Origin of the sequence: Pandoraea commovens, from assembly GCF_024704525.1 — a bacterium.
Taxonomy (GTDB): domain Bacteria; phylum Pseudomonadota; class Gammaproteobacteria; order Burkholderiales; family Burkholderiaceae; genus Pandoraea; species Pandoraea commovens.
Window position 1 is genome coordinate 4,028,456 of the sequence record NZ_CP102780.1, and the last position, 12,830, is coordinate 4,041,285.

The 12,830-nt window shown below is 58.9% G+C and carries 10 protein-coding genes and 2 pseudogenes; 8 read left to right on the plus strand and 4 right to left on the minus strand.

All coding sequences use genetic code 11. The features are described 5' to 3' along the window. Window positions 1-202 precede the first annotated feature (202 nt). The 7 genes and pseudogenes from NTU39_RS18190 to NTU39_RS18220 all read left to right on the plus strand — a co-directional run bounded on the left by NTU39_RS18190 (window position 203) and on the right by NTU39_RS18220 (window position 5,153). Window positions 203-1,261 carry a hypothetical protein gene (locus tag NTU39_RS18190; RefSeq protein ID WP_257958211.1) on the plus strand — a complete coding sequence of 353 codons (1,059 nt, stop codon included), beginning with the start codon at window positions 203-205 and terminating at the stop codon, window positions 1,259-1,261. A 526-nt stretch (window positions 1,262-1,787) separates the two neighbouring features. After that, window positions 1,788-2,348 carry a hypothetical protein gene (locus NTU39_RS18195; RefSeq protein WP_257958212.1) on the plus strand — a complete coding sequence of 187 codons (561 nt, stop codon included), beginning with the start codon at window positions 1,788-1,790 and terminating at the stop codon, window positions 2,346-2,348. Between the two features lie 511 nt (window positions 2,349-2,859). After that, window positions 2,860-3,003, plus strand: a pseudogene (locus NTU39_RS18200) (IS5/IS1182 family transposase); the annotation flags it as partial. Between the two features lie 153 nt (window positions 3,004-3,156). After that, entirely contained in the window at window positions 3,157-3,750 is a 594-nt protein-coding gene (locus tag NTU39_RS18205) for a hypothetical protein (protein WP_257958214.1), read from the plus strand. Window positions 3,751-3,822: 72 nt separating this feature from the next. Next, a pseudogene (locus tag NTU39_RS18210) lies at window positions 3,823-4,218 on the plus strand (transposase); the annotation flags it as partial. 125 nt (window positions 4,219-4,343) lie between these two features. Then, complete coding sequence (locus NTU39_RS18215) at window positions 4,344-4,649, plus strand: hypothetical protein (RefSeq protein ID WP_257958215.1); 306 nt, start codon at window positions 4,344-4,346, stop codon at window positions 4,647-4,649. 243 nt (window positions 4,650-4,892) lie between these two features. Then, window positions 4,893-5,153, plus strand: a complete 261-nt coding sequence (locus NTU39_RS18220; protein WP_246184759.1) for a DUF5076 domain-containing protein — start codon at window positions 4,893-4,895, stop codon at window positions 5,151-5,153. 77 nt (window positions 5,154-5,230) lie between these two features. On the opposite strand, the gene NTU39_RS18225 is transcribed toward NTU39_RS18220, so the two are convergent. Next, window positions 5,231-6,589: an MFS transporter gene (locus NTU39_RS18225; protein ID WP_257958216.1), complete on the minus strand. Its 1,359-nt coding sequence runs from the start codon at window positions 6,587-6,589 to the stop codon at window positions 5,231-5,233. Then, window positions 6,586-7,983, minus strand: coding sequence for a M20 family metallopeptidase (locus NTU39_RS18230; RefSeq protein WP_257958217.1), 1,398 nt, complete (start codon window positions 7,981-7,983; stop codon window positions 6,586-6,588). The genes NTU39_RS18225 and NTU39_RS18230 overlap by 4 nt, the downstream gene beginning before the upstream one ends. Window positions 7,984-8,188: 205 nt before the next feature. Here NTU39_RS18230 and NTU39_RS18235 point away from each other — a divergent pair, with 205 nt between their 5' ends. Further along, window positions 8,189-9,106 (plus strand): LysR family transcriptional regulator, encoded by a 918-nt coding sequence (locus NTU39_RS18235; RefSeq protein WP_150666512.1) that lies wholly within the window; start codon window positions 8,189-8,191, stop codon window positions 9,104-9,106. Between the two features lie 26 nt (window positions 9,107-9,132). Here NTU39_RS18235 and mdtD read toward each other — a convergent pair whose 3' ends face one another. Further along, window positions 9,133-10,587: a multidrug transporter subunit MdtD gene (gene mdtD / locus NTU39_RS18240; RefSeq protein WP_246184758.1), complete on the minus strand. Its 1,455-nt coding sequence runs from the start codon at window positions 10,585-10,587 to the stop codon at window positions 9,133-9,135. Window positions 10,588-10,804: 217 nt separating this feature from the next. Beyond that, window positions 10,805-12,706, minus strand: coding sequence for a propionate--CoA ligase (locus NTU39_RS18245; RefSeq protein WP_150666511.1), 1,902 nt, complete (start codon window positions 12,704-12,706; stop codon window positions 10,805-10,807). Between the last annotated feature and the right edge of the window lie 124 nt (window positions 12,707-12,830).

The window sequence follows — 12,830 nt, forward strand, 5'->3', positions numbered from 1 at the left end:
TTCACAACCATATTAATCATAGCAAACATATTTATTCTAATAATTTTTATAATAAAAACAGGAAAAAATGTCATTGATATCGATGACGTGATTTTATCTATAAAAATCGGCACCTCCTGTGGATTCATCGTTGGATCAGGCATTTGGATATCAGCAAAAATCAGCGAGATGACCGAAAAAAAATAATCTTCCCCGAAGGGTGATGATGCGCGCGTTGGAAGGACGGATTCAACACGCCGAGAAGTGGGCGGCGGGTGGAAACGTCGCGGCAGGGACTGGCGAATTCCTGCAACGGGCGGCCGTCGGCTATTTGCAGACGTTAGCGGTGGAACAGGTGAAACAGATCGCCGACAGCCTCGGGAGCGAATCGGCTCGCACTGCCCTGCACGGCATCGTCGGCTGCGCCGGTGGAGCGGCGTCGGGAGGCAACTGCGGCGCGGGTGCGATGGGCGGTGCGGCAAGCGTGGTGCTTGGCAACTTGCTCAATCAGATAGCCGACACACGCAATGACGAATTACCGCAGCAGGACAAGGAGGCCCGGATGAATCTCATTGAAAGCGTTGTGGCAGGCATCACCGCCGGGACGGGTAGTGACACCACGACAGCGAGCATCGCGTCTCGGTTGGAGTTGGAGAACAACCAATTCACTCTTCCGCAAGGCGTAATGAAAGCGGGTGCTGCTGCCACCTCGTTGGACGAATTCGTGAGCCAGAACGGCGCATCTGCCGAGGAAATCCAACAAGCCCAAACCGATCTGCTCGAATGGGTCGGTACCGACGTACCGCAGCCAGCAACGCTGCTTCTAAAGAATTGGGCAATTTTGATGGGCAATGCACCAGCACTCGCGCCGGGCGCTGCTACCGCAACCGGCATGGCCGTAGGCGGCGTGATCGGCGGAACTGCGAACCCACTCGTTCAGAAAGCACTCAACGGTGAGCAAGAGATGAGTAAGGTCGATGTGCTTATTGCCATTGTGAACGGGGTTTTGACTCAGGGGCGGAGCATCCTCACGTCAATCGCCATAAATGCAAGCGGCGCGGCGGTGGGAGCAACGATTAAGGGAGAAGATATCTCGGCGGCCACCGCAGGGTCACTGGTCGGCACGCTCGCCGGGGCAAAGGCCGGGCGAAAAATAGCAGAAATGCCAAAGAGCATCGCCCCCCAAGAAGCCGCGAACATTCTCGGCGCTGCATTTAACGCAATTACATCAGAAGCAACAACCGCAACAATACAGAATCAATTACAAAACACAGACAAATGAAATCCAACATAATACTTAGATTTTTATTCTATGTAATTTCAATTTCAATTTCAATTTTCTCAACATTGATTTTATTAAGATTATCAATAGCAATTTATTTTTACTTAACTAATGGAAAACTACACTTCGGAATTATTGACATAATTTATGCCACCAAAGCATCTTTAGCAGCTTGCATTCCATTGTCAATCGGAATACTTGTATTCGAAAAAATAAAAAGCAATAACCAATCAAAATCTTAGCACTCGACGATCAAGACGACGGACCTCTGTATCGCGATCAGCGTGGCGAGCCGAGGTCCGTCCCAATGCAGCTAGACTATTACCCACATGTGGACGAACGCTATCGTCGCAGCGAATGGGGTAACGATAAATGACGAAGGCGCGCCGGCGGCCTCCGCCAGCGCACTACTTGTAACGGGTGTAGGGACTCACGCCTGCGTGCTCTCTAACGGATGCTTCGAGAAATTTGTGCGACACAAGGCATAGCGAGAGCGGGGCCCGCTGCGACCTCGTTAGGCGAATTCATGAGCCAGAACGGCGCATCTGCCGAGGAAATCCAACAAGCCCAAACCGATCTGCTCGAATGGGTCGGTACCGACGTACCGCAGCCAGCAACGCTGCTTCTAAAGAATTGGGCAATTTTGATGGGCAATGCACCAGCACTCGCGCCGGGCGCTGCTACCGCAACCGGCATGGCCGTAGGCGGCGTGATCGGCGGAACTGCGAACCCACTCGTTCAGAAAGCACTCAACGGTGACCAAGAGATGAGTAAGGTCGATGTGCTTATTGCCATTGTGAACGGGGTTTTGACTCAGGGGCGGAGCATCCTCACGTCAATCGCCATAAATGCAAGCGGCGCGGCGGTGGGAGCAACGATTAAGGGAGAAGACGTTTCAGCGGCCGCCGCCGGATCCGTTGTTGGCACGGTTGCGGGCGCCAAGGCCGGACGAACCGCCACGGAGATGATGAAAAATATCGCATCCCAAGAAGCTTCGAGCATCTTCGGAGCTCTGTTCGGGTCCGTTTCATCTGAAGTAACGTCTTCAAAAATACAAAGTGAAATAAACAACACAACAGAAAAATGATAAAAAAAAGATTTTTTGAATTTGCATTTTACATATTTTTTACAACACTAACCCTATCAACAACATTAATTATCATTAGATTATCAATTTCAACTTACTTTTTTATATTTTATTGCAAATCAAATTTTTCAATCGAAGACATATACCAATCATTAAAAGCGGGAGCAGCCGCGAGCCTACCACTTTCAATCGGAATATTCGCTCTTGAGAAAATAAAATCCAGAAAAAATTTGAAAAATAACGCAAAGCAATAAATTACGAAAACATTGAACAAGTATTTCCGCAATAACTTTTTAGATTACGAATACTGTGAAGTAGGCATCAGCCGGGCGTTGTTGCCAGACTGTCACCGTTATCAGCGTAGCCGCGAGAGGAAACGTGACTGCGGGAACAGGCGAATTCCTGCAACGGGCGGCCGTCGGCTATTTGCAGACGTTGGCGATTGAAAAGGTGAAACAGATCGCGGACAACCTCGAAAGCGAATCCGCCCGAACCGCTCTGCACGGCAACCCTGACGTACCGCCTCAAGACGCTCACGGGACACAGCCTGTGGGCGCGCGAAATCGGCTCGCAAGCTACCGAAGTGGCCATCGGGGCGGGCGTGCTCAACCGAATGGCCACGCTCGCATGCCCGAAATCCGTCCGTATCGCCTGAATTCGGCTTCACTGAGCGGCTCATGTTTTCTGCAACAACGCCACGTGGAATCGCCTCGGTAGATTGGCAATATATTTTTTCGGGCTTAGTGTTTTCTCGGGAACACTTACCTGGCTATTTTTGAAGAAACCTCTAACCGCGCAAAAACCAAACATGAAAAATAATTTTTTTATTAAAAAATCTTCTATTTACGTAGCATTTGGAACGGCATTTGGAATTTCAATATTCCAATCATTTTTTACCCCCATATTCTACAATTCCGACGGCTTCAGCATCGCAGGACTCGCCATGTCTGCAATTGTCGGAATTCTTTCTGTCAAAATCTCTGCAACTGTGGGACGAAGATTAGGGGCGCTTGATGATGATCCCGAATTCTGGAATTTCGAATTTAGACGATGGATATTCCCCTTCATCGTCGTAGCACTGGTAGTTCCGGCCATTGGCCATATCATAGGAATCGTCCTCCAAGGAAGCCCCTTATTAATTGTTGCGCTCACCATGTGCAACTTCCTTCTGAACCCATTAGCGTATTGCATACTCACAGCCCGCATCTTGAAAAATCGTCTTGCGCATGTTTTTTTCTCGGCGTTGCTCACCTGGTTGATTTCAGCCCCATTGCATCTAATTTATAAGCAACCGTTGTATATCTGGTTCGCTGTGTTTCCCGTTTCCGCATTGCTAGCAATTACCGGATATCTTGCCGCTCAAGGCACTAAAGCCATTCGAAGCCGCGCCGTCGGAATCTAGACCTCGCGCGGCGTTGTTGCATAAATTCGGGTTTGGTTGGGCTGACGTTTAGGTGCAACGGTTGTGAGGGTAGTCGATCAGATCCCGACCGATAGCCAATCGATATCATCGGCGGCGACAGCGTTTGCAACAGCATGCCGTGTCACACGGCGATTGCTGCGCGAGGTGCGCGGCCCTTGATTCCACCACGCAATGGTGCGAAGCCTTGGTCCGAGCTTACGCCGGGTGCAGCCTGGCGTAACGAGGCCATCGATGTCATTGAGAAAAGCAGTCGGCGCGAATGGAAAGTCGCCAGCGGTTATCACCGGCGCTCGCTGGCTGAGACCCTGATACCGCCTCAAGACGCTCACGGGACACTGCCTGTGGGCGCGCGAAATCGGCTCGCAAGCTACCGAAGTGGTCATCCGGGCAGGCGTGCTCAACCGAATGACCACGCTCGCACGCCCGAAATCCGTCCGTATCGCCTGAATTCGGCTTCACTGAGGGGCTCATGTTTTCGATCTCAATTGATACACCAACGCCCTGGCGATGCGACCTCGAAAACTCAGGAGCTACTCATGGCCATTCACTGAGCATTTTTTGACGCACAACGAGTGGCCCTGGGCCATTGGAAAACTGAATTAAAGGTGATTGGCGGTTGCGCCGCTGGCTCGGCGTCGGGAGGCAACTGCGGCGCGGGTGCAATGGGCGGTGCCGCAAGCGTAGTGCTCGGCAACTTGCTCAATCAGATAGCCGACACGCGCAAGGACGAATTACCGCAGCAGGACAAGGAGGCCCGGATGAAACCCATTGAAAGCGTTGTCGCGGGTATTACGGCGAGCGTGGGCAAGGACGCGACAACAGCGAGCATCGCTGCCGCCCTAGGCTTCAAGACGGATACATATCGCAGCCGAAGCTAACTATTTATCAGACAAGTACCAAAGCAATCTACGGTCGTTACCCGATGGGTTTGAACGATTGGCCGCGTCATCATCGACGCATGGTTTTGCCCCGTGCAAGGCCTGTGTTTTCGGCCTTTGCCAGCACACTCCCCATTCAAACCAGACCGACGGCTCACGTAGGCCGGTCAACGATCCGAGAGGTATTTGATGCACGCATGTCCCATCCCCGACGCCGTATTAGCTGACGATGACGCAGTCGAAATGCTGCGCGTCTGGACCGCAGAAAAGACGATGTACTGCTCGATGAAGGTCGGGATGTATCAGGAAACCCGGAAGGTTTCCGAGGAAGCGGTCTGGGGCGTCATCCTCGCGGACGTCGCCCGTCAGGTATCGGACGCCCTCCGGCAGGCCTATCCCGACACCGAAGCCGACTCGCTCGCCATGGTGCGGGATCACTTCCTCAACGAGTTGCGCGCCCCGTCGCTCCTTTCGACCGAGGACGCGCCACCTCAACGTCACTAATTTCGCGACTTAACGACTTAATGACATAACGACATAACGATGTAGTCGACGTAGCGACACCACCTCCGATGTAACCCTCAGCGAGCGCCCATCCGCGTTCTGGCGATCAACAGCGTCGTCAGACTAATCACGGCGCCCACCATCAGATACAACCCCGGGGCCAGCTTGTTGCCCGTCGCGGCAATCAGCCACGCGACCGCCAACGGCGTGAAGCCGCCGAAGATCGTCGTCCCCAGGTTGTAGCCGACGGCCATGCCGGTGGCGCGCGTGCGTGTCGGGAACAAAGACGACATCAGGGCCGGGATCGGCGCGAAGTACACCGCCTTTAACGTGCCCACCCACAGCATCACGACCATCATTGTTGCCAGCGACGCATGCGCATTCATGAAGGCAAACGCCGGATACACCGTACAGAGGAACAGCAGCCCGGCCACCAGCATGATGCGAATGCGTCCGACCTTATCCGACCAATGGCCGACGAACGGCGTGAGCGTCATGATCACAAACCCCGTCACCAGCGTCGCGATAAAGCCCTGCGCGGGCGGTAGGCCGAGTTGCTTCGTCGCATACGTCGGCATGTACAGGATCATGTAGTTCGCGGTCGTCGTCAGAATCAACGCGCCGATCGACACCAGCAGACGCGACTTCTGCGTCGCGAGCACCTCCCACACAGGAGACTTGCCCGCATCGCCGCCCTCGGCGCTTGCCACCTTCTTGCGCGCCGCATCGTTCGCGAACGCTGGCGTTTCGTCGACGTACTTCCGGATGTACAAGCCGATCGGGCCGACCAGCATCCCGAACAGGAACGGAATCCGCCAGCCCCACGATTCGAGTTGCGGCTGCGTCAGCGCGCCGGTCAGCACCGCCCCGAACGCCGACGCCAGCAACGTGCTCGCCCCCTGACTCGCGAACTGCCAGCTCGACATGAAGCCGGGACGGTTCGGCACGTGCTCGACCAGAAACGCCGTCGAGCTACCGAACTCGCCGCCCGCCGAAAAACCCTGCATCAAGCGGGACAGGAAGATGCCGATAGGTGCCCACACGCCAATGACCGCATACGTCGGCATGAAGGCGATGATGCCCGTACCGACCGTCATCATCGCAATCGAAAGCATCAGCGACGCGCGACGTCCGTGTCGATCAGCGTACGCGCCCAGCACGAACGCCCCCAACGGACGCGCCAGATACGACAGCGCGAACGTGCCGAGCGCCATCAGCAACGACACAGTCTCGTCGTGCGCAGGAAAGAACAGCTTCGAGATCGTCACCGCAAAGTAGCCGTAGACGATCAGGTCGTACCATTCAAGCGCGTTGCCGATGGATGTCGCGACGATCAGTTTGTAGACGGGCACGTCGGAACGCGCACCGGCCTTCACGTTGGCGTCGTTGGCACCCTCGGCATGATCCGCCCCGGCGGCGGCAGCGGAACTGTTCATCGCGGTTTCCCCTCTTTCAGGTTCACGTCCCCCAGATCCCAGAACAGCCCCGCCATGATCTGCAACGCTTCACGCGCCACCGAACCTAGCAGATGCTCGTCCGGCGCATGTTGCGAACACGCCGGGTAGGAGTGCGGCACCCACAGCGTGGGCAACCCCAGCACATCGGCGAAAACATCGTTCGGCAACGTGCCGCCCAGATTCGGCAGCAGTACCGGCGGCTTGCCGGTCGTCTCACGCATCGACGCCAGCGCCCACAGCACCCACGGATCCTCCGGATCGAGACGCGTCGCCATAACACCGCGCTCAACTTCTACGTCCACCATCGTGAAGCCATGCGCGTCGAGGTGGGCACGCACGATGTCCCCCAGACGCTCCCAATCCGTCCCGACGACAAACCGGATCTGCATATGCGCGTAGGCGTAAGGCGGAATGGCGTTGACGGGCTTCTCGGGATTGCCCGTCTTGAAGGCCAGCACTTCGATGTTGTTCCAGCCGATGACGCGCTCGGTCGGCGTCAGGCCCGGCTCGCCGTAATCCGCATCGACCTCGGGATCGTTCGGGCCGCCACCGACTTCGAGTCCGGCCAGCGCACGTCGCACTGACGTCGGCAGTTCGGGAGGACGCAGCCCCTCCACCAGAATCTTGCCGTTGCCGTCGACCATCGACGCAATCGCATTCGCCAGCACGACACCCGGATTGCGCAGCAGACCGCCCCAGTTCCCGGAGTGGTGGCCGCCGTCACGCAGATTCAGGCTGAGTTTGAAGTTGACGAGACCGCGCGAACCGAGGAAAACCGTGGGCCGCTGCGCCGCCAGACGCGGACCGTCGGAGGCGATCAGCACGTCAGCACGCAACTCGTCGCGCAGTTGTTCGCAGATGGCATGCAGCCCCGGCGAGCCCATTTCCTCGCCCATCTCCACGATCATCTTCACGTTGTAACCGAGCTTGCCTCCGCGCGCGGTGAGTACCTCCGCGAGCGCCGCCAGATTGATCGTGTGCTGCCCCTTGTTGTCGGCGGTGCCGCGTCCGTACCAGCGGTCGCCCTCGACGACGATCTCCCACGGCTTGAGGCCGTCGCGCCATTGCGCGTCGTAACCGCGCACGACGTCACCATGCCCATAGGTCAGGACAGTCGGGGCGTCGTCGCTTTCGTGACGCTCAGCAATCAGGAACGGTCCGCCGCCCGAAATCGGGTTGGGGACGATGCGCGATGTGAAGCCGAGCGTCGCGAGCGCGGGCGTCATTTCGTCGGAGAGATAGGCGTGAAGAACGTCGCCGCTGTCCGGCTCCTGACTCTCGGTCTTGTAGGCGACCCGACGATTGAGGGTATCGAGGAAGGCGCCCGAATCGTATTGGGCGGTGGCTTGGGAAATCGCTGCGCTACGGGTCACTGCTTGTCTCCAGATGGCTTTATGGGCACGGCTGCCGGTCTCGCTCATTGGTACGACATTGATGCGACGCGTGTCGGTAGCACGCTGCGGCACAACCGTTCAGGCCATTCTAGGAGTCGGTATTTTTGACAACAATGATAATATTTCGAAGGTTTCTTTGCCGTTTCGGCAAAGCAAAAACAACAGCCTCTACCCTGCTCACCCCATGCAAACACACGCACTGCGCTACTTTCTGGAAGTCGCCCGGACAGGCTCTCTGAGCCGGGCGTCGGAACGGTTGCATGTGGCGGTCTCGGCGTTGAGCCGTCAGATCGCCAAGCTGGAAGAGGATCTGGGGACGCCGCTATTCGAACGGCGTCCGCGCGGCATGGTGCTGAGTGAAGCGGGCGCGCTGCTCGCGGATCATGCACGACGCGTGTTGCTCGACGCCGAACGCGTCACCTCCGAGATTCGGGGTCTCACCGAAGTGGGCCGCGCAACGATTCGTGTCGCCAGTTCGGAAGGTGTGGCACGCGACTTCCTGCCGCAAGTCTTCGCGCGCTTTCGCGAGGCGTATCCGGGCGCACACTTTCTGCTGGATGTCGTCTCGCCGTTCGAAGCGACGGAGCGCGTACGCGACGGCGAAGCCGACATCGCGGTGTGTTTCAGCGTCGCGCCCGAAAAAGGCGTGCAGGTCGTTCATACACAACCCGCGCCGATCTACGCGTTGATGGCGAAGAAGCACCCTCTCGCCAAGCGGCGCGACGTTGCCCTTGCAGACCTCCTGCCTTACCCGATGGCGCTATCGGAGGCCGGTGTGACGATTCGTCAGATGTTCGACTTATGCTGCACGCTCGAAGGCCTGCTGTTCGAACCGGTCTTCATCAGCAACTACCACGCGGCACTGCACAGCTTCGTGCGCTCTGGCAACGCCGTCACGCTCACCGGGCTACTGACGGTGCGCAGCCGTCTCGCCCCCGAGGGGCTCGCCGCCATCCCTATCCGCAATCCGGCGCTGCATCAGCGCTCCCTTCAGGTACAGACCATGGCAGGACGCACCCTGCCCGCGCCCGTCGAGGCGTTTCTCGGCCTCCTCATCGACGCCATCCGCGCCCCAGAGATTCTCGACAAGCCGTTTGCCTGACGTCACGAAATCAGGACGCGAGGCCCTTAGTTCGCAGGCGGTGGCGGCGTCGTTGCGACCGCATGTGCCTGCGCATCGCCGTCGTCGTTGGCCATCTGTTCGCGGTCGGTCAACTGCGCGAAGATCCACGCCGAGCAGCACGTAATCAAACCGACGCACGCGAACGTCGCACGAAACGCCGGTAGCGCGCCCACGCCCGCAGCCTCGCCGAACGCGCCCGTGAACGTCACCAGTAGCGCACCGCCGACCGTCAGACCGAAGCTCATCGCCAGCATCTGCACGAGCGAGAACAAGCTGTTGCCGCCACTCGCATCGTCCGGGTTCAGATCCTTGAGCGTCAGCGTGTTCATCGCAGTGAACTGGATGGAATTGATGCCGCCGAGAATCCCCAACTGAACGATGAGCAACGGCACCGGATAGTGGGGCGTGACCAGCGAGAAGCTTGCCATCACTGCACCGGCCAGTATCGTGTTCCACACAAGGACGGAGCGGTAGCCGTATCGCATGACCAGATGCGTCGCAAGGCTCTTCGCGAAGATGCCTGTAATCGTGATCGGCAACATCAGCAGCCCTGCCTCGAACGCCGAATAGCCGAGACTGACCTGCAACAGCAGCGGGACGAGATACGGCACGGCCGCGATCCCGATACGGGCGAAGAGATTGCCGAGCAATCCGACGCTGAACGTGTGCACGCGGAACATCGCGAGCGAGAACAACGGCTGCGGCGTGCGGTTCGCATAGAGCCCGTAGGCGACGAAGCCTGCAAACCCCACCACGAGCAACACCAGCATCAGCGCGTGCGCCCCGGCAATGTCGGCGTGACGGTCGAGCGCCAGCGATGTCGCGACCATCCCCACCGACAGCAGCAGATAGCCTTTGACGTCGAACGACGTCTGGTGCGGTGCGCGCGCATTCGTGAGGAAGAAGTGGGCCGCCACGCATCCGGCGACGCCTACCGGCACATTGATCAGAAACACCCAATGCCACGACGCCACTTTGACCAGCCAGCCGCCGAGCGTCGGTCCGATGAGTGGCCCGATCATGCCGGGCACGGCGACAAACGCCAGCGCCTGCAAATACTGCTCGCGCGGGAATGTGCGCAGCACAGCCAGACGTCCCACTGGCAACAGCATCGCGCCGCCGAAACCCTGCACGACGCGCCATAGCACCAGCTCGTCGAGCGTGCTCGAATAGGCGCACATGGCCGAGCCGACGGAGAAGATCGTGAGCGCGCTGGAGAAGACGACGCGCGTGCCGAACCGGTCGGCAAGCCAGCCCGACAGCGGGATCGTCACGGCCATCGTCAGCGCATAGGCAATGACGACCGCCTGCATGTGCAACGGCGACTGACCGAGATCGCGCGCCATCGCAGGCAGCGCCGTGTTGACGATGGTCGAGTCCAGCGTCTGCATGAAGAAGCCGACGGAGACGACCAAAAGCATCGCTTTCTGCCGCCAGGCGGCCTGATCGGGTGAAGTCATATTTCGATGGACGATGGCAGTGAGGAGGCGCAATGCATCATACCGGCGTTGCGCGACAGTCTGTCGAAACGCAACACCGATTATCGATATCGAAACACATTCGCCCCCCAAATGCACTGCGGCGCAGTCCGAAAAATCGGATGCGCCGCAGCCTTCCCGCATCAATCGTCCATCGCCGCCGACGTTTCAGCCGACGGCCGACATTGCCAGGCGCCGCTTACTTTCCGGCGACCGCCTCCCGCACCTGTTCAAGCGCAGACGGATCTTCGATGGTGATCAGATCCCCCGTCTCACGTCCCTCGCAAATGGCCTGAATAGCGCGACGCAGCAGCTTGCCGGAACGTGTCTTGGGCAGCATCGAGACGAAGAACACGCGCGCCGGACGCGCCACCGCCCCCAGTTGCTTGTCGACGGTCTTCATGACATCGCCTTCCAGCGCAAGACGTGCGTCCGGCGTGTCCACCTGCTCCGGTCGGCGCAGCACCGCGAACGCCATCGCCACTTGTCCCTTGAGCGCATCCTGCACGCCGATCACCGCGACTTCCGCCACCGCCGGATGGCTCGCGATGCTCTCCTCGATCTCACGCGAGCCGAGCCGGTGCCCCGCCACGTTGATCACGTCGTCGGTGCGCCCGAGAATGAAGTAATAGCCATCCTCGTCGCGCACGCCCCAGTCAAAGCTCGAATACAGGGTGCGGCCCGGCACCGTCTGCCAATACGTTTTGACGAAACGTGCGTCGTCGCCCCACAGCGTGCTGAGGCAGCCCGGCGGCATCGGGCCTTCGATGGCAAGCACGCCCTTCTCGTTCGGCCCGCAATCCTCGCCCGTCGCCTCGTTGACCAGTTTGACGTCGTAGCCATACACCGGCTTGCCCGGCGATCCCAGCTTGCTCGGCAGGACTTCAACACCGCGCGCCATGCCGAGAATCGGCCAGCCCGTCTCCGTCTGCCAGTAATTGTCGACGACCGGCTTGCCCACGCCCTCCGTGAGCCAGCGCGCCGTAGGTTCATCCAGCGGCTCACCCGCAAGGAAGATCAGTCGCAGCGACGACAGATCGTACTGCGTGAGATACGCCGGGTCCTGCTTCTTGAGCACGCGAATCGCAGTCGGCGCGGTGAAGAGTTGCGTCACCTTGTATTTCTCGACGATGCGCCACCAGATCCCGCCGTCGGGGCGGATCGGCGTGCCCTCGTACATCACCGTCGCAATGCCCGCGAGCAGCGGCGCGTAGACGATGTAGCTGTGCCCCACCACCCAACCGATGTCCGACGCACAGAACATCGTGTCGCCGGGCTTCGCGCAGAAGATGTGCTCCATCGACGAAGCCAGCGCGACCGCATAACCGCCGGTGTCGCGCTGCACGCCCTTCGGCTTGCCCGTCGTCCCCGACGTGTAGAGGATGTAGGACGGCTCGCTCGACTCCATCCATTCGCACGGGACGAACGCGTCGAGGTGCTGTTCGCGCAGCGGCGCATAATCGACGTCGCGCCCTTCGACCCGCTCCATCGGTGCCAGCCCGCGATCGATCAGCAACACGCTCGACGGCTTGTGCCGTGCGAGCGCGACGCCTTCGTCGAGCAGCGGCTTGTAGGGTACGACCTTGCCGTTACGCGAACCGGCGTCGGCAGAGACGATGACTCTGGGTTGCGCGTCGTCGATGCGCGCGGCGAGATTGACCGATGCGAAGCCACCGAACACCACCGAGTGAATCGCGCCGAGACGCGTGCACGCGAGCATCGCGAACAACGCCTCCGGCACCATCGGCATGTAGATCAGCACGCGCTCGCCACGCGTCACGCCCAGCGATTGCAACGACGCCGCCATGCGGTTCACTTCCGCCGCGAGTTCGTCGTAGGTGTAGACACGCTCCTGTTCGGTTTCCGTCGACACCCACACCAGCGCATTCTGCGTGCCGCGCGACGGCAGATGACGGTCCACCGCGTTGTGGCAGATGTTGGTCCGCCCACCGACAAACCAGCGCGCAAAGGGCGGCTTGTCGTATTCCAGCACCTGATCGAAGGGCGTTTCCCAGTCGATCAGTTTGGCCTGTTCCTCCCAGAAGGCCGCACGCGAGTCCGGAGCAATCGAACGGGCGTGAAACGACGCGTACGAAGTCATGTTGTCTCCTTGCATTATTGGCATTCAGTGTGCGCGTTGACGCTTACGGAAGGCTTACCGGGGCAGCGGGCACATGCCTGAAATGCTAGGGGATTACGCGGAGATCGGGGGGATTTCTGTCGAT